This window comes from Maribellus maritimus, from assembly GCF_022267315.1.
In the GTDB taxonomy this organism is placed as follows: domain Bacteria; phylum Bacteroidota; class Bacteroidia; order Bacteroidales; family Prolixibacteraceae; genus Draconibacterium; species Draconibacterium maritimum.
The window spans coordinates 1-24,332 of record NZ_JAIKLE010000003.1; the positions used below are offsets into that span (position 1 = coordinate 1).

The window sequence follows — 24,332 nt, forward strand, 5'->3', positions numbered from 1 at the left end:
TAAATCAGTTCTTAGTCATATTTGAAAAAAGGGTCCAGCTATAAATAGCTAAACCCTCGGTATTTTTAATTTACACACTTTGTGAAACAGTGTCGGTTTTTGTTTTTTTAAACCTTTTTACAACGATAAAATGTGTCTGCCTTCTTTCATATAATCTGTTATTTCGCCCATGTATCTTACTTCAACACCTAATTCTTCCAACTTCTCCGAGATTCCATACATATCCGAGCAGCCCTTACATGCTTTCACTTCCGTTCCCTGCTCCATAATTTTTTTCACATAATCCTGAATATCCGGATTTTCAACCATAACTTTTTGCGAGGGTCCCCAAATAACCAAGGTAATATCTTTCCACCACTCAAATCGTTTGGAATTAAAAGTGTACATCAACACCATTTTTTCGGCAACTTCTTTGTCGCCACTGGCCCAAAGAACGACAAGTTTTTCCGATGCGGGAATTTCTTCCTGTTGATTTTGTGATTCAATAAAAGGCTCATTTGCCAATCCGGCAAAAGAAAAGCCAATTAGAATAAACATTAAAATAAAGATTCGATTTTTCATTTTTTTTAGTTTTTAGGATTAAAATTTTTCTTTTACGATGAATTCCTCAAGGTTTTTCTTCTCTTTATCCGGCCATTGAAGCGGAATGCCAACCGGAGTAAAACAAACTCTGGTATATTCATTAGGAATAGTAAAAACGCGTTTTGTTAACTCTTCAGAAAATGAATCGGTAATAAAAACGGTTCCATAGCCAAGGGCGCATGCAGCAAGCATCAAATAACCGGCTGCCAACGGGCCGTCGTAATGATTATAAGTTGGATAACGGCTATTGTTATCGGTTAAAACCACAACATACGTTGAAGCCGATAAGTATCCTTTACTCAGTTGTTCGTCCGTTTGTTTTAGTTGCTCTTCTAACTCTTCGCCCGAAAGCTTCTTTGAATCTTTTAAATAAGCTTCTGTTTCTTTTAGTTTTGCCGCTTTTAACGCCTCAATTTTTTCCCGGTCGTTAATAACTAAAAATTTCCAGGGTTGCTGATTTCCTGCGGTTGGCGCCATTCGGGCAGCATCGATAATTTTATTCATATCTGCTTCCGGAACCGGGTCTGGTTTAAATGCGCGGACAGAGCGGCGTTTCTCCACCACTTCCCAAAAGGAATCTTCTGGTGGTGTTACAAAATTTCTTCCTGCTGCACCAACTACAGGCGCAATGGCCAGGCCGGCAAGAACCGAAGCTCCTGCCTTCAAACTGTTTCTTCTGTTCATTTGTTTTGTTTTAATAGCCCAACTGCATCCACATATTTTCTGCTATGATTTTCTCAAAAATTGTCAGTACAGTTGTTCATTGTTTTTGTCTTATTGTGTGTAGATTATATTTAATTCTCTTCTAAAAACGGAAGCGCAAAATCGATGTACATTACTTTATTTTGACAAGCATCGACATGACCATTATCCGGAAGAATTAATAATTTTGAATTGGGAATAATGGAATACATTCTTAAAAACTCTTCCACCGGGAAATATCCGTCTCTGTCTCCTCCTACAACCAATACCGGTGATTTTATTTCAGAGGCGGCTTTTTCGCTTATCCAGACAGGATCATCATTAACTTTCATCAGCTTCTCGTAAAAATCGGTGAAGCGATCGGGCTGCGGCATTAACTTTTTACGGCTATCTACAAAATTTTTATTGGCAGCAACAAACTCATCTGCAGTCATTTCTTTTTGCTGTTGTTTTCTTTTAGGAGTTTTATCTTTTGCGCCAAGTGCCCCAGCTATACTTACAACTTTCACTACCCGTTCCGGATAATCTGCAGCCAATTTAACAGCGGTAATTGCTCCTGAGCTAAATCCCATTATATCAATACGATCAATATTTTCTGCATTTAAAACCGCGATCATGTCTTGAGCAAATAAATCATAGCTGTAATTCCTGTCCCCAATTTCAGATTTTCCGTGGCCGCGTAAAGCAACCGCAATAACCTTATGGTTTTTGGTCAGGAGAGGAAATATATTTTCAAATTCATTGATGTATCCATATACACTGCCATGAATCAATAAAATAGATTTGCCACTTCCGTAAATTTCATAATAAATTTTTGCGTCTTTGGTTTGAACATACTTCGCGGTTTCAGGATTGTTTCCATACGGTATTTGTGCAAATAGCTGAAGCGGTAACAGTACGGATACAAATATGAATATCTTTTTTAAAATCGGATTCATTACTTTCATATTAACAATCTGAATATCAATAAATTAATTTAACACCATTCAGATTTTCGAACCGGGCTTTAAATCCCCAGCCACCGAAGTTTTCAGCAACCATAACAATCACTTCATTTTTGCCATTCTTCAGGTCGAGATAAACGGAGTCAAAATACCCGATGGTTCCAAGGAAGCGGTAATCGCGGCTTCGGTAAATATCCGAACCAATCCAAACTGCCTTTCCGTTTACAAAAATTTTAGCGATATCGCTAAATGCAAAACTCATCATCTTTACCAAATCGGTTTCAGAAGTAATATCAATTTTTAAAAGAACAGCATTCTTCTTTTCGCCCAAAGCACCTGTTTGAGAGATGTTAAGCAGACCGTCGGCTTCGGTGTTAAATTCTTTGAACCGGAGTTTTTGAACAAAATTTGCGGGAAGAAGATTTTCATTAATCAAAGCTCCCATATCAAATAACTCCGAAACCTTGTATTTTTGAATAACCTCTTTATCTGCCTTTACTATCTCCTTAAACTCTCCGTTTAACTCCGGCGAGTCGAGGTTTGTAACTTTAACGCCGGCAAAACGCGCCGGACCGTAAAATGCGATTTTACCATCGCGTTCACCTAATTTTAGTTCGTGAATCACCAAAATTGGTTTTTCCATTTCGGTAATGTAAACTTCTCCACGGGTTCCGGATATAACCAGCTTAACCTTAAACCATTCATCAAAAACATGTTCTTTGGCTGCCCCGTAGCCATCGCCGTAATACAATTGCCAGCCTGCATTTCCGTTGTATACCGGAGAGTATTGCATTGCATCGGGATTTCCGCTTTGATGTTTTCTAATGTAAAACTCCTCGGTGTTCGCAAGACCGTCGCCGTGGAAACGAATTCCGGCAAATCCACGCCCCGGTTGAATACACATGTTAAATTCGATTGTACCGTTTTTAAAATTTACACCTTTGGCAATGGCAACGCCTTCATCGGTTTTCAGACAGTCTTTTTCTTTGTAATTTTCATTAATAACCTTCCCCTCAAGTTGCCATTCAATTCCACTTAACTTTGCAGAATTCTGAGCACAAAGAGAAAAACTAAAAGTCATCAGCAGTAGATAAAAAATTGTTTTCATGATATTTCTGATTTTGATTTTCTGTAACAAAGTTCAGGAATAGCACAAAAAATCAGCAGTCAAAACGTATTCAAAATCCAATCAAAGTTGATTCATATTTAAAAAATTCAAAGGTTCTTGTTAATTTAGACCTCAGAAAAAAAACGCATTATGCAAAACGATACTGACCGGGAAAAAATCTATATCGAAATTATCACTCAAAAAATTTCGGATGAATTTCAATTAGCTGCACCCGGACAGTGGCAACAACGCGATTTTGAAAACCTGAGTTTTCAGATTGAAGAAAAGACCGGCATAAGTTTGAGCGTTTCCACGCTTAAAAGGATAAGCAAAAACCAATTTCAGAAAATACCACAAAAAAATACGCTAAACGCTTTGGCGCAATTTGTTGGCTACAAAGATTGGTACGATTTAAAAACGAGTATTCCTGTTGACAATCCAATACAGGAGAGAAAGAAAACTCCCAGACGAAAATTTAAATGGACAAAAAAGATAATTTACATTCCTGTTGCCTCAATCGTGTTATTTTTTGCGATCCTGTTAATGCTAAACAGTCAACCTGCACAAAGTTACTCCGAAGCAAAATTCTCGAGCAGGAAAAATGTAAGTGAAGGATTACCCAATACGGTGATTTTTGACTATGATATCTCCATGTATAATTTCGACAGTGCGTTTATCCAACAATCGTGGGATATTCGCAGACGTGCAGAAATCAAAAAAAATGAAAAATATTCCACATCGGTTTATTATTACCCGGGATATCACAGGGCAAAATTGTTGATTAACGACCAGCTCGTAAAAGAAATTCCGGTTTATATAACTACTGCCAACTGGTTAAATGTAATTCAGAATCCGGCAAACGATATCATTCCAATTTATGTGAAGGAAAATTGTATTTCAAACGGACAGATCTATATTTCGCCCGAAACTGTTAAAAATTACAACATTGATTTATCAAATAATAACCATGCCACCTGTTTTTACTATGTGAATGAGGATTTTAGCGGCGACAGCGATAATTTCACATTTGAGACACGGCTCAAAAATAATCTGGAAGAAGGCGCCACGGTTTGTCAGGGATGTGAAGTCTCCATTTTTGGTGAGTTTGGCCGGCACTTTCTCCAACTTTGCGCCCCGGGGTGTATCGGCAGGTTATATTTAAAATTTGGTAATGATTATATTTCGGGGCAAAACAATGATTTGTCGGCGTTTGGAACCAATTTAAATGTCTGGAACGATGTAAAAATGGATTTCAAAGATAAGGTCGTGACCATTTTTTTGAACGGTGTGGAAATTTATAAAACATCATACGAAGCCAGCAACGGGAGGATAAAAGGGGTTTATTACAATTTTGCCGGGAGCGGTGCCATCGATTATGCACGATTGTATGACGACAAAAAAAACCTGGTTTTTTCAGAGGATTTTGAATAAAAAAGCCTGAAGTTTCCCTCAGGCTTCGCATATTTTAAAAAATTATTGTTTACAATTCCCGTATCCAAATATTACGAAAACTCACCGGGTTTCCGTGATCCTGTAACACAATACCTTTAGGACCATGTTTTTCAATAAAGTATTCAGGAATGCCAATATACTCAGTTGGGCCGCGCAGTTTTACATTATTCTGAACCAATACTCCGTTTTGCAAAACCGTAACGGTTGGCGGCGTGAAATAAGTTCCATCTTCATTAAACCGTGGGGCTGTGTATATAATGTCGTAGGTTTGCCACTGGCCCGGCTTTTTACAAACATTTACCAGTGGTGGATGTTGTTTGTATAAACTCCCGGCTTGTCCGTTACGGTAGGTGCGGTTGTCGTAATTATCCAATACCTGTACTTCATACAATTCCTGAAGAAAGATACCACTGTTTCCGCGCCCCTGGCTTTTACCAACTACTTCAGCCGGAGCACGCCATTCGATGTGTAACTGGAAATCCCAAAAAACACGCTTTGTTTTAATAACTCCCGCTCCCTTTTTTACCGTAACGCAACCGTCTTCAACTGTCCATCCGGGTTTTGCTCCGTCAGCGCTGGTCCACTCGCTCTCCAGATCTACACCGTCAAATAAAACAATCGCATCAGAGGGTGCGTCGGCAGGAGTTTCTCCCGGTGTTACAACGCTCACTTCCGGATCCCATATTTCGGTCATTTCCGGTTTCATTTTTACCGGCTCTTCCTGAGCCATAACTACAACTGCTGAAAACAGCAGTAAAAAGGTTAAAATATAATTTCTCATGATTTAGTATTTTTTAGGTAATATCTAAAATTAAAGTCCTAATTCTTCCATTATTACATCAATTTTTGCCTCGGCCTTTTCTTCAGCAGCATCAAAATCAGCCCTTGATTTCAACTCACCTTTTACCTCAAAATAAAACTTAATTTTGGGCTCTGTTCCCGACGGGCGGACAGAAATTTTTGTTCCGTCTTCTGTAAAAAACTGAAGTACATTTGACGTAATTTTCTGGTCAATTTTCACATTTTGGGGAATTATCAGGTTTTTAGCAACCAGAGTTGAATAATCTTTTACCCATTCCAGTTTTGCCCCCCCCAGTTCTTTTGGTGGATTTGAACGGAAATTATCCATGATTTGCTGAATTTCTTCGGCTCCCGATTTTCCTTTCCGAACGATGTATTTCATTTTTTCCTTAGAATAACCATATTCCAGATAAATATCCTGCAAAAGCTCAAACAATGTTTTTCCCTGGTCAATTGCCCATGCTGTTATTTCTCCCATCAAAGCACAGGATGAAACAGCATCTTTATCCCGGACAAAATCGGCCGGCATAAAACCAAAACTTTCTTCCCCTCCGCCGATGTATTTTTTCTGGCCTTCCAGTTCACGAATAATTTCTGCAATAAACTTAAATCCGGTATACACATCAAAATACTCAATGCTGTTTTTACTAGCTATTTCTGCAATCAACTCGGTTGTAACAATTGTTTTTACAATATATTCGTTTCCTTTAATTGCTCCGGCTTCCTTCATTTTTGTAATGATGTAATAAATAAAAAGAAGCGCAGTTTGATTCCCGTTTACAATTATATATTCCCCTTTATCATTTTTTACTGCAACGCCTATTCTGTCGGAATCAGGATCAGAAGCCATCACAACGTCTGCGTCAATTTCAGCCGCTTTTTTTGTAGCCATTTCCATTGCTGCGGGCTCTTCAGGATTGGGTGAAACAACAGTGGGAAAATCGCCACTGACAACATCCTGTTCCGGAATGTTAATGATGTTTGTAAAACCAAATTTACGCAAGGCTGCCGGTATCAATTTTACGCCAGTGCCGTGAATCGGTGTATAAATAATCTTTATATCCTTGTGTTTTTCAACTACGTCAGGAGAAATAGAAACAGTTTTTACCTGTTCAAGGAATTTTTGATCCATTTCGTCGCCCAGAATTTCGATCAGTTCATCCGGTCCGTCGAATTTAATATCTTCAGGTTTTATTTTGGCTACCTCGTTTACAATGTTCACATCGTGCGGAGCAACAATTTGTGACCCGTCATCCCAATATGCCTTGTAACCATTGTACTCTTTCGGATTATGTGATGCGGTAAGAATAATTCCGCTTTGGCATCCCAATTCACGAATCGCAAATGAAAGTTCCGGTGTTGGTCTTAAATCATCAAAAAGGTAAACTTTAATTCCGTTGGCAGCAAAAATTTTCGCACTGCTTTCGGCAAACAGACGGCTGTTGTTACGACAGTCATGGCCAATGGCGACTTTTATCTCGTCAAGGCCGGCGAAATTTTGTTTTAAATAATTGCTTAATCCTTGTGTTGCAGCACCAACAGTGTAAATATTCATCCGGTTGGTTCCCACTCCCATAATTCCTCTAAGCCCACCTGTTCCAAACTCAAGGCTTCTGTAAAAAGAATCTATCAGTTCTGACGAATCTTCGTTTTCCAGCAATTTTTGAACCTCGTTGCGTGTATTTTCATCGTAGGTGTCAGACAACCATTGTTTAGCTTTTTCTCTTACTTCCTGCAATAATTCCTGATTTTCCATATCCTTATTTTTCTATTTTATTCATACAAACTTCCAAACTATCCTTCCAGTAAGGAATTTCCAGTGCAAAGGTATTTCTAATTTTCGACTTATTCAGCACACTGTAACTCGGACGCTTCGCCGGGGTTAGAAATTCTTTTGAAAGAACGGGAGAAACCTTACACTTTAAGCCTGAAATTTCAAATACTGCTTTTGAAAAATCAAACCAACTGGCCACTCCTTCGTTGGAATAATGATAAATTCCCGACACAAACTTTTCAGGCTCTGTTTCTGCAATTTCGATAATCGACAGAATTGCAGCTGCCAAATCTCCAGCATAGGTTGGCGTTCCTATCTGATCAAAAACCACTTTTAAAGCATCACGCTCTTTGCCCAGCCGAAGCATTGTTTTTACAAAATTATTTCCAAACGCCGAGTACAACCAAGAAGTGCGGATAATAACAGATTCCGGATTCTCTTTTATACAATTTTTTTCGCCTTCCAATTTTGTTTTTCCGTAAATACCGGTTGGTTTAACCGGCTCTTCTTCGCTAAGTGGAAGAAAAGCTTCGCCCGAAAATACATAATCAGTAGAGATATGAATTATCTTCGCAGAAATTTCACTGGCAGCACTCGCAAGAATACCCGGTGCTGTTGCATTTATTTTTGTTGCCGTTTCAACCTCTGTTTCGGCCCGATCAACCGCAGTATAAGCTGCACAGTTTACAATAAAATCAGGCTGCGTTTTTTGGAAAAAATCAGCAACTGCTTTTTGATTGGTAATATCTAAGGAATCAACATCGGTAAATATAAATTCCCATGCTGAATATTTTTCCGACAGTACTCTTATTTCATTTCCAAGCTGTCCGTAGGCACCGGTAATTAAAATTTTCATTCCGATCAAAAATTAAAATTCATTTCAGCATCATCAAAAAACGGAGCGACTTGATCCTTTTCCGAAACAATTTGTTCAGAAGTTTTAATCTTCCAGTCGATGTTCAATTTAGGATCATTTATATTTATCGATCTTTCTGAATCCTTACTATACACATTATCGCACTTATAAGAAAAAATTGCCGTCTCACTTAAAACTGAAAAACCGTGAGCAAACCCCCGGGGAATAAACAATTGTTTCTTTTCGGCTTCGTTAAGTTCCAAGCCAAACCATTCGCCAAATGTTGGTGAACCTTTTCGTAAGTCTACAGCCACGTCGTAAACACTTCCCTGAACAACCCGGACTAATTTTGACTGAGCAAAAGGAGCAAGCTGATAATGTAGTCCGCGAACCACACCCCGAACAGATCTTGATTCATTGTCCTGAATAAATTCTGCTCCCATCTGGTTCTGAAAATATCGTTCTTTATGATACGATTCATAAAAATAGCCTCTGGAATCTTCAAAAACCCGTGGCTCAACAACAAACAGCCCCGGTATCGGTGTTTCTGTAATTTTCATACTGAGTTAAAAAGAAAATATTTGTTTTTCTGCCAAACGTAATAAATATTCTCCATACTGATTTTTACTCAGAGGCTGAGCAAGCTTTATTAACTGTTCCTTATCAATAAAACCTTTTTTGTAAGCAATTTCTTCAATACAAGAAACCTTTAATCCCTGACGCTGCTCTATTGTAGCAATAAAATTAGAGGCTTGTAACAAGCTATCATGTGTTCCGGTATCAAGCCAGGCAAAGCCCCGGCCCAATAATTTAGTATTCAACCTGTTTTCTTCCAGATATAAACGGTTTAGATCCGTAATTTCGAGTTCACCCCTTTTTGATGGTTTTAAGCTTTTTGCTTTCTGAACCACGTCGTTGGAATAAAAATAAAGCCCGGTTACGGCGTAATTCGATTTTGGTTTTTCCGGTTTTTCTTCAATTGTAATTACTTTGCCTGTTTCATCAAACTCCACAACACCATATCTTTCCGGGTCGTTCACATAATAACCAAAAACATAGGCACCATCCTTCAATGAAGCGGCATCCTCCAAAATACTTCTGAAATTATAACCGTAGAAGATATTATCACCTAGAATCATACAAACACTGTCGTCGCCAATAAACTCTTCACCTAAAATAAAAGCTTGTGCCAATCCATCGGGTGAAGGCTGTATTTTATATGATATTTTTAATCCAAGTTGTTCCCCGTCTTCCAAAAGATTTTTATATAAACCAATGTCGGTGGGAGTTGATATTATTAAAATATCTCTAATCCCGGCAAGCATTAAAACCGACAACGGATAATAAATCATGGGTTTGTCGTAAACCGGAATTATTTGTTTTGAAATTGAACGTGTAATCGGATAGAGCCTGGTTCCGGCACCTCCAGCAAGAATAATACCTTTCATTTTTTCTTATTTTGAGTTTGGTAAAATAATAATCTTCAACAATTTCGCCTTTTATTAGTTTTGAAAATATAAGCGTTTTTTTTTTGGGTCTTCCGGTTTCAAAATTAATAAAAGTAAATAAGGAGGCAACAAAAGAAAATTTATTAAAAATTGTAACGTTCAAAAAATTGTATCGAATTAAAATTGAAGTGGTAAATATCAATTAAAAGCAGTAAAACTTTTGAAATGATTGAATTATATTCTATTTTTGCGCGCGATTTAAACAATAATAAAGTCTAACTCATTAATTTAATTAGAATTACATGACTGAAAAGAAAAATGAAAATCTTGAACAGGAAGAGGTAAAACAAGAAGCCGCTTCTCCGGTTCAGGAAGAAAAAAAAGTTTCGGAAGAAACAACTGAAGAAACTCCTAAAGAAACAGCTGCTGGAGAAAAAGCAGAAGAAGTAGTAGCTGAAACAAAAGTTGGAGAAGCTACTACTGAAGAAAAAACTGAAGCCAAAGAAGAAGAAAAAACAGAAGAAGCATCTGCAGAGGAAGAAGTAGTTGCAGAAGAGACAAATGCTGAACCTGAAGAATTTGACTGGGCAAGCCTCGAAAGTGGTGTTGATGCTTATTCTGAAAAAGAAAGAAATAAGCTTGAAGATCTTTACAACGACACCTTAAATACAGTTACAGAAAAAGAAGTTTTGGAAGGAACTGTAATTTCGTTAAACAAACGTGAAGTTGTTGTTGATATAGGTTATAAATCAGACGGTATTGTTAGTTTGAACGAATTCCGTTACAATCCGGAACTGAAGGTAGGCGATAAAGTAGATGTTTACATCGAAAGTCTGGAAGATAAAAAAGGACAGATGATTCTGTCGCACAAAAAAGCACGTGCTACCCGTTCCTGGGAGCGTGTTAATGAATCGCTTGAAAACGACGAAATCATCAAGGGATACATCAAATGCCGCACTAAAGGTGGTATGATTGTGGATGTATTTGGTATTGAAGCATTCTTACCAGGTTCACAAATTGATGTTAAACCCATTCGCGATTACGACGTATTTGTGGGCAAAACCATGGAGTTCAAAGTGGTTAAAATCAATCACGAATACCGTAACGTTGTTGTTTCACACAAAGCGCTTATTGAAGCTGAACTGGAACAACAGAAGAAAGAAATTATTGCTAAACTTGAAAAAGGACAGGTACTGGAAGGAACCGTTAAAAACGTTACATCTTACGGTGTATTCATGGACCTTGGTGGCGTTGACGGCCTGATTCACATTACCGACCTTTCATGGGGACGTATTTCACATCCGAGTGAAATTGTTGAATTGGATCAGAAACTAAATGTAGTTATTCTTGATTTTGATGATGACAAAAAACGTATCGCTCTTGGCTTGAAACAATTGACTCCTCATCCATGGGATAAACTGGATGATAACCTTAAAGTTGGCGACTCAGTTAAAGGTAAAGTGGTTGTGATTGCCGACTACGGTGCTTTTGTTGAAATTGCTCCGGGAGTTGAAGGTTTAATTCACGTTTCGGAAATGTCGTGGAGCCAGCATTTGCGCAGCGCACAGGATTTCTTAAGTGTAGGCGACGAAGTTGAAGCTCAAATCCTTACGCTCGACCGTGAAGAACGCAAAATGTCGCTCGGCATTAAACAACTGAAAGAAGATCCATGGGAAAATATTGACACTCAATTTGGTGTGGGAAGCAAACACAAAGCAACCGTACGTAACTTTACCAACTTTGGTGTATTTGTGGAAATTACCGAAGGCGTTGACGGATTAATCCATATCTCAGATTTGAGTTGGACGAAAAAAATCAAACATCCATCAGAATTTACTGCAGTTGGTGAAGAAATAGAAGTTGTTGTTCTTGATATTGACAAAGAAAACCGTCGTTTGAGTTTAGGACACAAACAACTGGAAGAAAATCCATGGGATGTATTTGAAACCATTTTCACTGCAGACTCTATTCACGAAGGAACTGTGGTTGAGTTGATGGACAAAGGTGCTGTTATCGCTCTTCCATACGGTGTTGAAGGTTTCGCTACTCCACGTCACCTTGTTAAAGAAGATGGTTCTTCTGTAAAACAGGATGAAAAACTGGATTTCAAAGTGATTGAATTCAACAAATCAGCCAAAAGAATTATTGTTTCTCACTCGCGTGTTTACGAAGATGTTAAACGTGCCGAAGAAAATGCAAAACGTAAAACGCAAGGACGTTCCAACAAAAAAGCAGTTAAATCGGTTAACGACAATATCGAAAAGACTACTTTGGGAGACATCAGCGAATTGGCTGCTTTGAAATCGCAGATGGAAGCTGACGAGAAAAAAGATAAATAAGTTCAGGTTTGGAATTTGTAATAAGAATTTCGTAAATTGAATGTCATGACGTTCGAAATTCTAAAAAAGGGAAATTATACCTTGGTTAAGGTAAATTCCGACAGATTAGATACAAATAATGCTCCTGATCTTAAGTCAGAATTGATTGTTATCAACAATGGGGGTGAAAAGAACATCGTTCTTGATTTAAGCAGTGTAAATTACTGCGATTCTTCCGGTTTAAGAGCTGTTTTAGTTGCTAACCGGCTCTGTGAAGATGCAATCGGTACCTTTGTTCTTTGCGGTCTCCAGCCCGATGTGGAAAACCTGGTAAAGATATCAATGCTTCATACGGTTCTTTTGATAACCAAAAACATCGAAGAAGCTGAAAATTTGCTGGAGAAAAAGGAAAATCTGTGAAAACAGAAACGCCTTTTGAATTGACCATACTCGGAAGTAGTTCTGCATTACCAACATCTGACAGATATCCAACCGCCCAGGTACTTCGTGTACCTGGGCGGTTTTTTTTGATCGACTGTGGAGAAGGAACTCAGATCCAAATCCGTCGGCAAAAAATCAGCTTCAGCAAAATCAACCACATCTTTATATCCCATCTTCACGGCGACCATTTTTACGGGCTGATAGGTTTACTATCAACCTTTAATCTGCTTGGCTTAAAAAAGGACATTCACATTTACTCGCCATCTGAACTCAAAACTCTTATCCAGCCTCAGCTCGATCACCTAAAAGCCGATTTACAATTTAAAGTCATTTTTCATCCGCTAAATTTTAAAAAGCCACAAAAAATTTATTCCGATAAAAAAGTTGAAGTTTTTTCATTTCCACTAAAACACAGCAGTCCGGTTTGTGGTTTTCTTTTTAAAGAAGTCCCGAAACAGCCTAACATAAAAAAGGAATTTATAACACAATACAATATTCCAATTGTAGAAATAAAAAATATAAAGGGCGGAGCTGATTTTAAAACCGCTGACGGCAAAATCATTTCAAACGCAGAATTAACTACTTTGCCACCCAAACCCCGTTCATACGCTTTTTGTTCCGATACTGTTTTCCTTCCGGAAATAGCAGAAATAATCAAAAACGTAGATTTATTGTACCACGAGGCTACATTTACTGAAAACATGAAGGACTGGGCAAAAAAAACGTTACATTCAACAGCTAAAGAAGCAGCTGAAATTGCCAGACTAGCCAATGCTGGCAAGTTAATCATCGGGCATTTTTCAGCTCGCTACAAGACCGTTTCAGAATTTAAGAAAGAAGCAAAATCGGTATTTGCAAATACTGAAACAGCTATTGATGGAAATACTTACGAGGTGGAACAATACTAAATCAGAGCTCCGTTCCTGCACTTTTAAAAAAATTCTTATTAAAATTTACAAGAAAAAGTTTTTCAGTCGGTCGTGTAAATGCTGTATACAACCAACGATAGTATTCTTTGTCGAGCATTTCTTCAACCAAATAACCATGATCCACAAAAACCGCTTTCCACTGCCCTCCCTGGGCTTTATGACAAGTTAAAGCGTAAGCATATTTTACCTGCAAAGCGTTAAAATAGGGGTTTTCTTTTATTTTTCTCCAGCGTTCTCTTTTGTTCCCTACATCCAAATAATCTTCTGATACGGCTTCAAAAAGTTCACGATTTCTCTCTTGCGAAAACGAGGCAGTTTCAATAGCAAGTGTTTCCAAAAAAATCTTACAATCAAGTTCAACATTTTCATAGTCTACAAACCGGAGGTTTACGTTTGCAAAACGAAATCCGTACAATTCCTCATAGCCGTATATCTTTTTAATTTCCGCGATATCACCATTGGCAATAAAATCAAGTTCGACACCTTCTCCGGCCCAGAAATAATTATTTTTAACGATCATTAAAAGGTCTCCTTGCTCAATCTCATTTTCCTTATAGAGAATCGATCCCCTGATTCCTTTATTATACAAATTGGCTCTTTTATTAGAACGTGTGACCACCGTAGTTTCAAAAAATCCATACTTGTCGTAACAGGTACCTATCTTTTCAATCAATTCACCTCCGCCAATTCTATCTATGTCAGAAAACGATTCCAATTTAATCTCTAAAAATCCGGGGGCCTGTTCATCTGCAGCAATCAGCCGGCGCATTTTCGTTGCATTAAATAAAACTCCGGAATCCGACTCCTGCCGAACAACTTCAGTTAACTCATATTCATTTACTGAAAACCCGTAATTTTCCAGCTGTAAGGCATCCAAAGCCGGGCTGATATTTACTCCCACCGGAGGAAGTTGCGCAGTATCTCCAACTAAAACCAAGCGACAATTTTCGCCAGAATAAACGTATTCAAGCAAATCGTCGAGTAACCTGCCACTTCCAAAAACCGAACTGTCGCCCGGCTGATCAGAAATCATAGAAGACTCATCAACAATAAAATAGGTATTTTTATATAAATTTTTGTCAAGAACAAAATTTCCCATTCCGTCAGCAGAAGATTTTTGTCTGTAAATTTTTTTATGAATGGTAAATGCACTTTTCCCTGTGTAACCGGCAATAACCTTTGCAGCGCGGCCTGTTGGAGCCATTAAAACCGTTCTTATCTTTAATAAATTCAGTGCCTGAGCCAGGGCATTTATCATAGTTGTCTTCCCTGTTCCGGCATATCCTTTTATTAACATTATTTCATCAGGCCTGTCTGAAGAAATATAGTCTGCCAAACCTTCTATTAGCCTTATCTGACAGGAGGTTGGAGAGAATTGAAGGTTTTGGGTCAATAAAGCCTGCAAATGATTTTTTATCATAGCTGCTAAAATAACATTCTCTTAGGGAAGGTAATTTATTTTTTTTTTTAAATTTGCAATCTATCGAAAAATAAAACTTACTAAAATTATAAAAATGAGAACCGTTATTCAAATTTTGCTTTTCATCGTTGCTGTTGTGCTGGCTTATATGATTTATCAAAGTATTCAGCGGCCAATTGATTTTCAAAAAGCTCAAAAAGCCAGGTACGATGTTACCATTGAAAAGTTAAAAGATATTAGAAAAGCCCAGCTGGCATTTAAAGATGTTTACGGAAGGTACACCGGAAGTTGGGACACACTTATTGATTTTGTGAAATATGATTCAGTAAGAAATGTTCGTAAAATTGGTGAACTTACCGATAGTATGATTGAAGAAGGCATCAGCGAAAAAAAAGCGATTCAGATGGGACTTCTTATTCGGGATACCATAAAAGAAAGTGTTCTGGAGTCTCTTTTTGGAAAAGGTTATAACGCAGATCAACTTAAATATGTTCCGATTCCGGATACGCAAGCAGAATTTCATTTAGGAGCGACAGTCATTACAACCGGTTCAGGAATTAAAGTTCCGGTATTTGAAGCTAAAGCACATAATAATATAATTTTGAATGATCTTGATCGCCAGCTGGTTATTAACATGAATGACCAAAGCAGAACTAACGAAAAATATCCGGGACTAAAAGTAGGATCTCTTACCGAAGCCATCAATAATGCAGGTAACTGGGAGTAAATTTCATGCATGGATATTGTAGCTGACGAATTATTTGATAAAGAAAATACTCAAGAATATTTATTATCCATCCAGATAAGTCTGGGTGGATTTTCTTTTATAGTAGCTTCTGCAAAAGAAAACCGATTACTCGCCTGGAAAAATACCCCCTTAACCATTACAAGTGTACAGTTTTTACAAAAACGATTTCAGGAATGGCTGGATATGGAAGAAATTCTGAAACAACAATATCAAAAAGTTCATTTAATTTTTGATACAAAGGAGTTTGTTCCGGTCCCTGAAAAATACTATGAAGAACAGGAAAGCAAAAAATTGGTTGAGTCCGTTTTTGAATTGAGTAGTAGTGAGTTTGAAATAGCGGAAAACCAGGTTAATGTGCACGACTTAAGATTGCTTTTTACTCTTCCGAAAGGCCTAAAAGGCTATTTATCTGAACAATTTCCGGATTTAGAAATATTCCATCCCTTAACAATATGTATTGAAAATTTGCCAGAAATCAGTGCAGACAGAAATGGATTAATCATTCTTTTTAGCTCCGGTTATTTTTATCTGGTTTTATTTCGGGAACAAAAGCTATTGCTGGCAAACAGCTACAACCTTTCGCACAAAAATGATATTATATTTTATACGCTTTCAACAACAAAACAATATCATTTTAATCCAACAAAAACAGATGTTTTTATAGCTGGGGATATATATGGTGGAGAAGAAACGATTTTGGAAATCAAAGAATATTTTACCTCAACCCAACTATTAAAACCTGCAAAAGACATTGAAATTAACACGGAAATTTTTAATACTCAGGAATACAGTTTATATAACCTGCAAAACTCCGTATTATGAGAATTGTTGGAGGAAAATATAAAGGCCGTATTTTTAGTCCGAGTAAAAAAATGAGTGGCCGGCCAACTACTGACATTGCGAAAGAAGGCTTGTTTAATATTCTGGAAAATCGTATTGACTTTTCAAATAAAACAGTACTCGATTTATTTTCAGGAACAGGAAGCATGGGCTATGAGTTTGTTAGCCGTGGCGCAAAAGAAGTAACCTTTATTGAAAAAAACTTCCAACACTACCAGTTTATTTTAAGCGTTATAAAAAAACTAGAAATTGATAATGTAAGAGCTTTCAAAACCGATGTTTTTAAGTTTCTGTTCAAATACCAGGGACAATTTGATATCGTTTTTGCAGACCCTCCTTTTGACCTCCCGCAATTTGCAGAGGTCCCTGCTGCCGTTTTTTCCGGGAATATTTTAAAAAACAAGGGCCTATTTATACTGGAACATCCCAAGGAATATAGCTTCACTTCTCACCCTAATTTCAAAGAAATCAGAAATTACGGGAAAGTAAATTTTAGTTTTTTCGAAGCATAAAAAAGCCCTTCGCTTTTCAGGAAAGAACTAATCTATTTCAATTTAAAACCGTTCGTTTATTGAATTTTTCTTTTAATGCTGCACCCTGTAGGTTTTGTTTCGGTTACTGCAATTTTTTCATTATTTGCCAAACTGATAATCGCATCTTTCAAATATGCCTGGTTTACCTCGTCAGCACTTTTATAACTGTCGTCAATAGCACCTTTGTAGGCAAGTTCCATATTACTGTCGAATAAAAATACGTGTGGCGTAGTTTGTCCACCAAATGCATTTGCTATCTGACTTTCTTCATCAACTACATAATGAAAATTGTAACCTTTGGTTTCGGCATGCTTTTGCATTGCTTCGTATGAGTCAACTCCATCGCGGTTCTGATAATTTGAATTTAATACCATCATCCCAACGTCGTTTTTGTCGGCCCATTTTTTAATTTCGGGGTAACGATCTTCCCATTGTTTTACAAACGGACAAGTGTTACAAGAAAATATAACAACTAAGCCATTATCTTTTTGTGCCTCACCAAGAGAAATTTTCTCACCGGAAACATCAAGCATTTTTACGTGTGTCAATGCCGCTTTATCTCCCAGATCCATCTTCCCGTCACCATTTCCTGCCATTACTGAGACAGACAACAACATGATAAAAACACCAATCAACTTTTTCATGACAATTTAAATTTTGGGTTAATAAAATACTAATTACTCTTTTTATGAAACGAAATGAAAAATCAAAAAGTTCAATTGATTCATCTTTTTTTAAACATTCTGTTCTTTAATCAGTTATTTGAAAAAAGTACAACGATGAAAATCGATTCAGTTAGGAGAGAATATACATATGCCGATTTGTCGCGCGAAACTATAAGTGAAAACCCGGTTGCCCAATTTAGTATTTGGCTGGATGAAGCTGTAGGCACAAACATTGATGATTCAACTGCCATGTCGCTTGTTACTTTCGGAACAGATGGTTTTCCTCAGTCAAGAATTGTATTATTAAAATATTTCGACGAAAACGGATTTGTTTTCTTTACCAACTACAAGAGCGAAAAAGGAATTTCCATTGAAAATAATCCTGCTGTCGGTCTTCACTTTTACTGGCCAAAGCTTGAACGGCAGGTTCGAATTTCAGGATTTGCCTCAAAAACTGAAACAAATTTATCCGATAAATATTTTCACTCTCGTCCGCTTATGAGTCAAATCAGTGCCATTATTTCAGAACAAAGTACAGAAATTCCTTCAAGAAAATATTTAGAGAATCAGTTTGAGATTTTACAAAATCAACTGCAAAACGGGAAACCAGCCCGACCTGAAAACTGGGGAGGCTACCGGGTAAAACCGGAGAAATTTGAATTTTGGCAAGGACGTGAAAACCGTCTCCACGACAGAATATCGTATGAAAAACAGGGAGATGGCTGGTTGATCAAGCGACTTGCTCCTTAATTTCCGGAAATGATGAATTCAATTGAGTTTGCAAATGAGAAACGTTCTGAAATTTCAGATAAAAGACAGACAGAGACTGGTGATGAAAACTGAAGTCACCCGCCAAAATCAAGATTAAACTTTTGCTTTAAAACAGCCAGTTGAGGATTCTTTTTTACCATTTCATCAAATTTTTCCGAATCAGTGTAAATAATCCTTCCTTTAATTGTTTCGGTTATTTTTGTAACAAGATGAATATGAGAGTTTTTCAACTCTTTCCTCAACCACGAAACCAATTCGGGTTTTATGCTGTTAATGAGGTTTTCCTGAACTGTATTTTCTATTTCAAGCAATAACCTGTAGTTTTCCTGAATTTGCGGAAGTCTTGATAATGTAGATTTTAGATTCGGGCGATCATCAAAACGAGCGGTAAACTGTTCCCATTTTTGTTGTAACGCTTCTTCAGAAAAATATTCTTTTTCATCCGATTGGTTGTAAATCTGGTGTTGTTCTTTTGCTGAAATCTGGTCTTCTTCAAACTTTCCCTCCAAAGCATCTTTTATTGAAGGAACACCCATACTGCGCGATGCTCTTTTAGCAATTTTACGTGGCCTTGAATTTAGAGAAGGCTCAGGGCGTTTGGGCATTTGCCTGTCTTCTGATTTTGATACTTCTTGTTTGGAACTTTCTTTTATCTCTGAAAAAATGGGCTCCAGCATATCATCAGCCTGCGAAGCGTCATTTATTTTTTTTTTAAGGAGAGCTGTGCCATCCGAATCAGCGCAAGTTCAACCAACAGTCTTTTATTCTGACTTAATTTGTATTGCAGGTCACATTCATTGCTTATTTTCAGAGCCTCCAATAAAAAATCCTGAGGGCAACTTTGAGCCTGCCCCTTATATCGCTCTTTTATTTCGCCACCAACTTCTAAAAGCTGAACGGTTACCGGGTCTTTACAAACCAGCAAATCACGAATATGCCCGCTCAAACCTGTTATAAAATGATGCCCGTCAAAACCGTGATTTAAAATGTCATTAAATGTCAGCAGCGCTTCCGTTACATCATTTTTCAAAAACTGGTCGATTAAACGGAAATAATAATCGTAATCCAGTACATTTAAATTTGTGATGACATCCTGGTAGGTAATCTTCTTTCCCGAAAAGCTTACAATCTGGTCAAAAATCGACAATGCATCACGCATGGCTCCATCGGCTTTCTGAGCAACGATATTCAAACCTTCGCTTTCAACCTCTACACCTTCGCTTTTTGCTACATATTCCAAATGTTCAGCTATATCTTCAACTTTAATTCTGTTAAAATCAAAGATCTGGCAACGCGATAAAATAGTAGGTATTATTTTATGTTTTTCGGTGGTAGCTAAAACAAAAAGGGCATGTTTGGGCGGTTCTTCCAGCGTTTTAAGAAAAGCATTAAAGGCCTGTTGTGAAAGCATGTGAACCTCATCGATAATATACACGCTGTATTTTCCCATTTGCGGGGGGACACGAACCTGATCGGTAAGATTTCGGATATCATCCACCGAATTATTTGAAGCAGCATCCAACTCATGGATATTAAACGAACGGCTCGAATTAAATGCTTTACACGATTCACATTCATTACACGCCTCGTTTTCTGGAGTCAGGTTCGTACAATTTATTGTTTTTGCAAAAATACGTGCACAGGTAGTCTTTCCAACACCACGCGGTCCGCAAAACAAATAGGCATGTGCCAGTTGTTTGCTTTTAATGGCATTTTTCAGGGTATTGGTAATCGACGATTGAGCAACAACCGTATCAAATGAGTCTGGCCTGTATTTTCGTGCTGAAACAATAAAATTCTCCATAAACTTTGCCTTCCCGCAGTGTTTGACCAAAGATAATCAAAACTACCTTTTTTACACGGTTTTTTTATTAACAACAAATCCAGTAATTTTATGATTCTGTTGATTTGCAGTTGGATACTAAACATTCATTTTTATGAAAAAATTTCTGCTTCTTTTTTGTATGACAATTTCGGTACAATCATTCAGCCAATACAAAACATTATACGATTTTACGGCTATAACTATTGATGGAAAAAAGTTTGATTTTTCAACTTTAAAAGGCAAGAAGGTTTTGATTGTAAATACGGCCTCGGAATGTGCTTTAACACCGCAATTCAAAAAATTACAGGAATTGTACGAAGAATTCGGTGGTGACGACTTTGAGATTATTGGTTTTCCTTGCAACGATTTTGGCAAACAAGATCCGGGCGACAATGGACAAATTTTGGAATTCTGTACACAGAAATACGGTGTTTCATTCCCGATGATGGAAAAAATATCAATCAAAGAAAATCCACCTCCAATTTATCAGTGGTTAACCAGCAGTGAGGAAAACGGTACTTTGGATGCCAATGTACTGTGGAATTTTCAAAAATTTATGATCGATGAAGAAGGAAGTGTTGTTGATTTTGTCCCACCTTTTAAAGGTCCAAAAAACCGAAGAATAACGGAATGGCTGCAGGAATAATTTTTATTTGTTAAATATTTTTTCGGGTCGTTCGCTGTTTTTGGGAACTTTCCCATGAATATTTCCCCCCTCCCACTCTGTCCGGTTTTTTGTTTTTTTGAACTGAACCGATTTTGACTTTTCATTTTTAAAATTCTGTTTAAAATATTCAACCGAATACAACGGAATAAAAACCACAAAAAAAACAATTAAACCTCCGGTTATCCATGGTTTTGCATTTTCGCTGGTAAACAAATGCACAAAAATAGCAACCACTTCAACCACCACTACACCCGGCCCCGCTGCATACAATACTATCTTTTTAAACTTTTCCATTATTTTAAAGCTTCTTTGTAAGTTTTTAAGGCTCTTTCCCGGGCAAACTTGTGTTCAACCAAAGGATGTGGATACCTCATCGTGCCGTATTCGGGAATCCATTTCAGAATGTATTTTGCCTGCGGGTCAAACTTTTTTTGTTGCGATTCCGGGTTAAAAATCCGGAAATAAGGTACCGCATCGCAACCGGTTCCAGCCGCCCACTGCCAATTTCCGTTGTTGGAGGCCAATTCGTAATCGAGCAATTTTTCTGCAAAGTACGCTTCGCCCCACCGCCAGTCGACCAATAAATGTTTGGTTAAAAAACTGGCTGCCACCATTCGCACACGATTATGCATAAAACCCGTTTTATTTAATTCACGCATTCCGGCATCTACCATTGGGTAGCCGGTTTCTCCCCTGCACCATTTTTCAAATTCTTTTTCATTGTTTCGCCATTGAATTAAATCGTATTTTGACTTAAATGCTCTGTCAACCACATGCGGAAAATGCCATAGGATATCGATAAAAAAGTTCCTCCAAATGAGTTCATTCAGAAACGTTTCGGAAAGTCTTTGTGCAATTCTTGTCAGTGCTCTAATACTCACGGTCCCAAACCTTAGGTGTATCCCTAAACGGGTTGTTCCCTCGATGGCGGGTATGTTACGTGTTTTTGAGTAATCGGAAATTATCTTGTCGGAAATTATTGGCTTCGAAACCTCAATGGAGCTTTTTTGAAAACCCAAATCCTCCAATTTCTGACTTTTAAATGGCTTTGTTTTTAAAAAATTCGCCACATGATTTTCCGATTGAAATTCAGGAATTTCCTGATTTCCGAGAATCTGTTTCCATCTCTTACTGTAAGGCGTAAAAATTGTATAAGGGGTACCGTCATCTTTCAAAATTTCATTTTCATCAAAAATAACCTGATCCTTAAACGAATAAAAATCAATTCCTTTTTTCTGAAGAAAATCGCCGACATCTTTATCCCGCAGGATAGCATAAGGTTCATAGTCTTTATTAGTGTAAACAGCGCTTATCTCATATTCGGCGACTAACTTTTGAAACGCTTCCAAAGGTTTCATTTGAAAAATCTTCAATGAACCTCCGTTCTTTTCAAGCGTATCTTTTATCTTTTGGATTTCAGCATAAATAAAAAAAACCCGGGCATCCTTTTTATCACTCAACTTGTTCAGAATTTCGGAGTCAAAAATAAAAACAGGGAGCACGGGAAGCTCCGACTGTAATGCTTTACACAAGCCGTGGTTATCATTTAACCGCAAATCGCGACGAAACCAAAATATGTTAATTTTCTCTTTCATTTTTCATTATGATGTAGCTGCAACAGTAGCGGCTGTTGATACAGCAACAGAAGCAGCTACTGCCTGCGATGCTGAAATAGCATCGGCAACTGCATCTGAAACCGGATTTTCATCCATGATATTTTTTAATTTTCGGGAAGCTATTTTTCGCTTTTCTTTTTCAGGAAAAAGCCGCTTCATCAATCCTGCCGGTTCTAAGAACGACAATAGCATAATTTCTTCCTCGTTTACCGTCCCTTTTAAGATATGGTTTTCGATTTCTGATAGCAAATGGTAAAGGGCTTGTTTATTAACGATAACCGGAGAATTCCATTTTAAAAAAAGAAACCGTTTGTGTTTGACTTTTATAATTTGCTTGTTTACCAGTCCCTGTTGAACTTCACCACGAATATACTTTAACGAAAAATACAGGCGATTCATCCAACGCGAAATTTTTAAATCGCGTTTCGATTTTTTTAGTTTTTGAATTAAAAAATTGTGCAGCGGAATTTCCGTTTTTTTATTTTTGAGAACAATCCTCTTTTTCTCAAAACTTATATTTTTATTTTGATAAAGTTCAAGAAAAAGCGTTCCAAGCAAAACATAATCCATTGCGGTATTAGCTGCTGAAATAACTCCACCTTTTTGGGGATGAATCCCCAGCAGATATATTTTCTGGGATAAAGGAATTGGTTCGTTCATTTTTTGTACTTTCGGTTCTTTCTAAATTCATAGAAAAAATTTACTGAAAGTTACAAAGAATCTGAGAAACCGAGTAATATCAACATTATTATGAAAAAAGGATTTGCGAGCGACAATAATTCCGGGATCCACCCTGCAATTTTAAAAGCAATTGAAGACGCCAATATCGGACATGTAGTTGGTTACGGAGATGATCGATACACACAAAAAGCGATTGAAATATTTAAAGAAAAATTTGGCGGGGAAACCGAAGTTTTTTTTGTTTTTAACGGAACAGGCGCAAATGTTCTGGGCTTATCATCAGTAACACAAAGTTTTAATTCAATCATTTGTGCTGAAACGGCACATATTCAGGAAGACGAATGTGGAGCTCCTGAAAAATTTACAGGATGTAAGTTGCTTCCTGTAAATCCTGTAAACGGCAAACTTAGCCCCGAATCAATCCAACACCATCTAAAAGGTTTTGATTTCGAGCACCATTCGCAACCTAAAGTCATTTCCATTTCGCAAGTTACAGAAATGGGAACTGTTTACCAACCGAACGAAATTGTTGCTTTAGCAGATCTGGCGCATAAAAACAATATGTTTTTGCATATGGATGGTGCGCGACTTGCCAATGCTGCGGTTGCACTGAATATGGATTTTAGGGAATTTACCAAAAACTGCGGGGTAGATATTCTTTCCTTTGGTGGAACAAAAAACGGGATGATGATGGGAGAAGCGGTCCTTTTTTTTAATCCTGAACTAATAAAATACACCAAATACATTCGCAAACAAAGTATGCAGTTGTATTCAAAAATGCGATTTATAGGAGCGCAATTTTTGGCTTACTTTGAGAATGATTTATGGAAACAAAATGCCAGCCACTCTAACAATATGGCCAGGCTGTTAAAAAACGAACTTGCAAAAATTCCGGAAATAAAAATCACACAACCTGTAGAAGCCAATGGCGTGTTTGCTATTGTTCCATCTGAAATTATTGCACCTTTAAAAGAACGCTTCTTTTTCTACATGTGGAATGATGCAATGTCTGAAGTTCGCTGGATGACTTCATTTGACACAACAGAGGAAGATATTTATGAATTTACAGGGTTAATTAAAAATATGCTCTCCAGTTAATTTGCTTAAATTTAATTTTGAGACACAGGTGAAGAAACATCCAAATACAAAATAATAGGCATCCTCAGAAGTTCAGCACTAATATTTTCAAAATAATCAAATTTTAAAATTTG

The 24,332-nt window shown here is 37.4% G+C and carries 26 protein-coding genes; 10 read left to right on the plus strand and 16 right to left on the minus strand.

The annotated features are described in order from the left end of the window. Positions 1-117 precede the first annotated feature (117 nt). The 4 genes from K5G00_RS03285 to K5G00_RS03300 form a co-directional block, all read right to left on the minus strand. Positions 118-561: a DsrE family protein gene (locus K5G00_RS03285; RefSeq protein WP_238764286.1), complete on the minus strand. Its 444-nt coding sequence runs from the start codon at positions 559-561 to the stop codon at positions 118-120. A gap of 18 nt (positions 562-579) precedes the next feature. Then, positions 580-1,266 carry a nitroreductase family protein gene (locus K5G00_RS03290; RefSeq protein ID WP_238764287.1) on the minus strand — a complete coding sequence of 229 codons (687 nt, stop codon included), beginning with the start codon at positions 1,264-1,266 and terminating at the stop codon, positions 580-582. A gap of 110 nt (positions 1,267-1,376) precedes the next feature. Next, positions 1,377-2,222 (minus strand): alpha/beta fold hydrolase, encoded by an 846-nt coding sequence (locus K5G00_RS03295; protein ID WP_238764288.1) that lies wholly within the window; start codon positions 2,220-2,222, stop codon positions 1,377-1,379. A gap of 25 nt (positions 2,223-2,247) precedes the next feature. Beyond that, positions 2,248-3,336 carry a hypothetical protein gene (locus tag K5G00_RS03300; RefSeq protein WP_238764289.1) on the minus strand — a complete coding sequence of 363 codons (1,089 nt, stop codon included), beginning with the start codon at positions 3,334-3,336 and terminating at the stop codon, positions 2,248-2,250. 150 nt (positions 3,337-3,486) lie between these two features. Here K5G00_RS03300 and K5G00_RS03305 point away from each other — a divergent pair, with 150 nt between their 5' ends. Further along, entirely contained in the window at positions 3,487-4,767 is a 1,281-nt protein-coding gene (locus K5G00_RS03305; protein ID WP_238764290.1) for a hypothetical protein, read from the plus strand. Between the two features lie 49 nt (positions 4,768-4,816). Here the strand turns inward: K5G00_RS03305 and K5G00_RS03310 are convergent, their stop codons facing one another. The 5 genes from K5G00_RS03310 to rfbA are packed head-to-tail and all read right to left on the minus strand — an operon-like array spanning position 4,817 to position 9,667. Then, a complete protein-coding gene (locus tag K5G00_RS03310) occupies positions 4,817-5,569 on the minus strand; it encodes a 3-keto-disaccharide hydrolase (RefSeq protein ID WP_238764291.1) in 753 nt (250 codons plus the stop codon). Between the two features lie 30 nt (positions 5,570-5,599). Next, positions 5,600-7,345 carry a phospho-sugar mutase gene (locus K5G00_RS03315; RefSeq protein ID WP_238764293.1) on the minus strand — a complete coding sequence of 582 codons (1,746 nt, stop codon included), beginning with the start codon at positions 7,343-7,345 and terminating at the stop codon, positions 5,600-5,602. Positions 7,346-7,349: 4 nt separating this feature from the next. Then, positions 7,350-8,219, minus strand: a complete 870-nt coding sequence (gene rfbD, locus K5G00_RS03320) for a dTDP-4-dehydrorhamnose reductase (protein ID WP_238764295.1) — start codon at positions 8,217-8,219, stop codon at positions 7,350-7,352. Positions 8,220-8,224: 5 nt separating this feature from the next. After that, positions 8,225-8,779 carry a dTDP-4-dehydrorhamnose 3,5-epimerase gene (gene rfbC / locus K5G00_RS03325; RefSeq protein ID WP_238764296.1) on the minus strand — a complete coding sequence of 185 codons (555 nt, stop codon included), beginning with the start codon at positions 8,777-8,779 and terminating at the stop codon, positions 8,225-8,227. 6 nt (positions 8,780-8,785) lie between these two features. After that, positions 8,786-9,667 carry a glucose-1-phosphate thymidylyltransferase RfbA gene (gene rfbA, locus K5G00_RS03330; RefSeq protein ID WP_238764297.1) on the minus strand — a complete coding sequence of 294 codons (882 nt, stop codon included), beginning with the start codon at positions 9,665-9,667 and terminating at the stop codon, positions 8,786-8,788. 302 nt (positions 9,668-9,969) lie between these two features. Here rfbA and rpsA point away from each other — a divergent pair, with 302 nt between their 5' ends. The 3 genes from rpsA to K5G00_RS03345 are packed head-to-tail and all read left to right on the plus strand — an operon-like array spanning position 9,970 to position 13,334. Beyond that, positions 9,970-12,006: a 30S ribosomal protein S1 gene (gene rpsA / locus K5G00_RS03335; protein WP_238764298.1), complete on the plus strand. Its 2,037-nt coding sequence runs from the start codon at positions 9,970-9,972 to the stop codon at positions 12,004-12,006. 45 nt (positions 12,007-12,051) lie between these two features. Further along, positions 12,052-12,405 carry an STAS domain-containing protein gene (locus K5G00_RS03340; protein ID WP_238764299.1) on the plus strand — a complete coding sequence of 118 codons (354 nt, stop codon included), beginning with the start codon at positions 12,052-12,054 and terminating at the stop codon, positions 12,403-12,405. Then, positions 12,402-13,334, plus strand: a complete 933-nt coding sequence (locus K5G00_RS03345) for a ribonuclease Z (RefSeq protein WP_238764300.1) — start codon at positions 12,402-12,404, stop codon at positions 13,332-13,334. The genes K5G00_RS03340 and K5G00_RS03345 overlap by 4 nt, the downstream gene beginning before the upstream one ends. 1 nt (position 13,335) lies before the next feature. On the opposite strand, the gene K5G00_RS03350 is transcribed toward K5G00_RS03345, so the two are convergent. Continuing rightward, entirely contained in the window at positions 13,336-14,775 is a 1,440-nt protein-coding gene (locus K5G00_RS03350) for an ATP-dependent DNA helicase (protein WP_238764301.1), read from the minus strand. A gap of 94 nt (positions 14,776-14,869) precedes the next feature. On the opposite strand from K5G00_RS03350, the gene K5G00_RS03355 reads away from it, so the two are divergent. The 3 genes from K5G00_RS03355 to rsmD are packed head-to-tail and all read left to right on the plus strand — an operon-like array spanning position 14,870 to position 16,875. Beyond that, on the plus strand, positions 14,870-15,502 hold the full coding sequence (locus K5G00_RS03355) for a hypothetical protein (RefSeq protein ID WP_238764303.1): 633 nt from the start codon (positions 14,870-14,872) through the stop codon (positions 15,500-15,502). A 9-nt stretch (positions 15,503-15,511) separates the two neighbouring features. After that, entirely contained in the window at positions 15,512-16,345 is an 834-nt protein-coding gene (locus K5G00_RS03360; RefSeq protein ID WP_238764304.1) for a DUF3822 family protein, read from the plus strand. Then, positions 16,342-16,875 carry a 16S rRNA (guanine(966)-N(2))-methyltransferase RsmD gene (rsmD, locus tag K5G00_RS03365; RefSeq protein ID WP_238764305.1) on the plus strand — a complete coding sequence of 178 codons (534 nt, stop codon included), beginning with the start codon at positions 16,342-16,344 and terminating at the stop codon, positions 16,873-16,875. The genes K5G00_RS03360 and rsmD overlap by 4 nt, the downstream gene beginning before the upstream one ends. 56 nt (positions 16,876-16,931) lie before the next feature. Here the strand turns inward: rsmD and K5G00_RS03370 are convergent, their stop codons facing one another. Beyond that, positions 16,932-17,540, minus strand: a complete 609-nt coding sequence (locus K5G00_RS03370) for a redoxin domain-containing protein (protein WP_238764306.1) — start codon at positions 17,538-17,540, stop codon at positions 16,932-16,934. A 135-nt stretch (positions 17,541-17,675) separates the two neighbouring features. On the opposite strand from K5G00_RS03370, the gene pdxH reads away from it, so the two are divergent. Further along, entirely contained in the window at positions 17,676-18,311 is a 636-nt protein-coding gene (pdxH, locus tag K5G00_RS03375) for a pyridoxamine 5'-phosphate oxidase (RefSeq protein ID WP_238764307.1), read from the plus strand. A gap of 95 nt (positions 18,312-18,406) precedes the next feature. Here pdxH and K5G00_RS03380 read toward each other — a convergent pair whose 3' ends face one another. Both K5G00_RS03380 and K5G00_RS03385 read right to left on the minus strand, forming a co-directional pair. After that, the gene (locus tag K5G00_RS03380; RefSeq protein WP_238764308.1) at positions 18,407-19,009 is read right to left on the minus strand and encodes a hypothetical protein; all 603 of its coding nucleotides are present in this window, start codon (positions 19,007-19,009) and stop codon (positions 18,407-18,409) included. 23 nt (positions 19,010-19,032) lie between these two features. Further along, positions 19,033-20,136, minus strand: coding sequence for a DNA polymerase III subunit gamma/tau (locus tag K5G00_RS03385; protein WP_238764309.1), 1,104 nt, complete (start codon positions 20,134-20,136; stop codon positions 19,033-19,035). Positions 20,137-20,269: 133 nt separating this feature from the next. On the opposite strand from K5G00_RS03385, the gene K5G00_RS03390 reads away from it, so the two are divergent. Further along, entirely contained in the window at positions 20,270-20,803 is a 534-nt protein-coding gene (locus K5G00_RS03390; RefSeq protein WP_238764310.1) for a glutathione peroxidase, read from the plus strand. Between the two features lie 3 nt (positions 20,804-20,806). Here the strand turns inward: K5G00_RS03390 and K5G00_RS03395 are convergent, their stop codons facing one another. The 3 genes from K5G00_RS03395 to K5G00_RS03405 are packed head-to-tail and all read right to left on the minus strand — an operon-like array spanning position 20,807 to position 23,100. After that, positions 20,807-21,118 carry a hypothetical protein gene (locus K5G00_RS03395; RefSeq protein ID WP_238764312.1) on the minus strand — a complete coding sequence of 104 codons (312 nt, stop codon included), beginning with the start codon at positions 21,116-21,118 and terminating at the stop codon, positions 20,807-20,809. Then, positions 21,118-22,419: a cryptochrome/photolyase family protein gene (locus tag K5G00_RS03400; protein ID WP_238764313.1), complete on the minus strand. Its 1,302-nt coding sequence runs from the start codon at positions 22,417-22,419 to the stop codon at positions 21,118-21,120. Before K5G00_RS03400 ends, K5G00_RS03395 begins: the two co-directional genes overlap by 1 nt. 6 nt (positions 22,420-22,425) lie before the next feature. Then, entirely contained in the window at positions 22,426-23,100 is a 675-nt protein-coding gene (locus K5G00_RS03405) for a GOLPH3/VPS74 family protein (RefSeq protein ID WP_238764315.1), read from the minus strand. 90 nt (positions 23,101-23,190) lie between these two features. Here K5G00_RS03405 and K5G00_RS03410 point away from each other — a divergent pair, with 90 nt between their 5' ends. Continuing rightward, on the plus strand, positions 23,191-24,219 hold the full coding sequence (locus K5G00_RS03410; protein ID WP_238764316.1) for a threonine aldolase family protein: 1,029 nt from the start codon (positions 23,191-23,193) through the stop codon (positions 24,217-24,219). Positions 24,220-24,332 lie beyond the last annotated feature (113 nt).

Coding starts and splice junctions, on each gene's coding strand:
- K5G00_RS03285 (WP_238764286.1), bottom strand. CDS start 561: ATGAAAAATCGAATCTTTATTTTAATGTTTATTCTAATTGGCTTTTCT.
- K5G00_RS03290 (WP_238764287.1), bottom strand. CDS start 1,266: ATGAACAGAAGAAACAGTTTGAAGGCAGGAGCTTCGGTTCTTGCCGGC.
- K5G00_RS03295 (WP_238764288.1), bottom strand. CDS start 2,222: ATGAATCCGATTTTAAAAAAGATATTCATATTTGTATCCGTACTGTTA.
- K5G00_RS03300 (WP_238764289.1), bottom strand. CDS start 3,336: ATGAAAACAATTTTTTATCTACTGCTGATGACTTTTAGTTTTTCTCTT.
- K5G00_RS03305 (WP_238764290.1), top strand. CDS start 3,487: ATGCAAAACGATACTGACCGGGAAAAAATCTATATCGAAATTATCACT.
- K5G00_RS03310 (WP_238764291.1), bottom strand. CDS start 5,569: ATGAGAAATTATATTTTAACCTTTTTACTGCTGTTTTCAGCAGTTGTA.
- K5G00_RS03315 (WP_238764293.1), bottom strand. CDS start 7,345: ATGGAAAATCAGGAATTATTGCAGGAAGTAAGAGAAAAAGCTAAACAA.
- rfbD (WP_238764295.1), bottom strand. CDS start 8,219: ATGAAAATTTTAATTACCGGTGCCTACGGACAGCTTGGAAATGAAATA.
- rfbC (WP_238764296.1), bottom strand. CDS start 8,779: ATGAAAATTACAGAAACACCGATACCGGGGCTGTTTGTTGTTGAGCCA.
- rfbA (WP_238764297.1), bottom strand. CDS start 9,667: ATGAAAGGTATTATTCTTGCTGGAGGTGCCGGAACCAGGCTCTATCCG.
- rpsA (WP_238764298.1), top strand. CDS start 9,970: ATGACTGAAAAGAAAAATGAAAATCTTGAACAGGAAGAGGTAAAACAA.
- K5G00_RS03340 (WP_238764299.1), top strand. CDS start 12,052: ATGACGTTCGAAATTCTAAAAAAGGGAAATTATACCTTGGTTAAGGTA.
- K5G00_RS03350 (WP_238764301.1), bottom strand. CDS start 14,775: ATGATAAAAAATCATTTGCAGGCTTTATTGACCCAAAACCTTCAATTC.
- K5G00_RS03355 (WP_238764303.1), top strand. CDS start 14,870: ATGAGAACCGTTATTCAAATTTTGCTTTTCATCGTTGCTGTTGTGCTG.
- K5G00_RS03360 (WP_238764304.1), top strand. CDS start 15,512: ATGGATATTGTAGCTGACGAATTATTTGATAAAGAAAATACTCAAGAA.
- rsmD (WP_238764305.1), top strand. CDS start 16,342: ATGAGAATTGTTGGAGGAAAATATAAAGGCCGTATTTTTAGTCCGAGT.
- K5G00_RS03370 (WP_238764306.1), bottom strand. CDS start 17,540: ATGAAAAAGTTGATTGGTGTTTTTATCATGTTGTTGTCTGTCTCAGTA.
- pdxH (WP_238764307.1), top strand. CDS start 17,676: ATGAAAATCGATTCAGTTAGGAGAGAATATACATATGCCGATTTGTCG.
- K5G00_RS03380 (WP_238764308.1), bottom strand. CDS start 19,009: ATGCTGGAGCCCATTTTTTCAGAGATAAAAGAAAGTTCCAAACAAGAA.
- K5G00_RS03385 (WP_238764309.1), bottom strand. CDS start 20,136: ATGGAGAATTTTATTGTTTCAGCACGAAAATACAGGCCAGACTCATTT.
- K5G00_RS03390 (WP_238764310.1), top strand. CDS start 20,270: ATGAAAAAATTTCTGCTTCTTTTTTGTATGACAATTTCGGTACAATCA.
- K5G00_RS03395 (WP_238764312.1), bottom strand. CDS start 21,118: ATGGAAAAGTTTAAAAAGATAGTATTGTATGCAGCGGGGCCGGGTGTA.
- K5G00_RS03400 (WP_238764313.1), bottom strand. CDS start 22,419: ATGAAAGAGAAAATTAACATATTTTGGTTTCGTCGCGATTTGCGGTTA.
- K5G00_RS03405 (WP_238764315.1), bottom strand. CDS start 23,100: ATGAACGAACCAATTCCTTTATCCCAGAAAATATATCTGCTGGGGATT.
- K5G00_RS03410 (WP_238764316.1), top strand. CDS start 23,191: ATGAAAAAAGGATTTGCGAGCGACAATAATTCCGGGATCCACCCTGCA.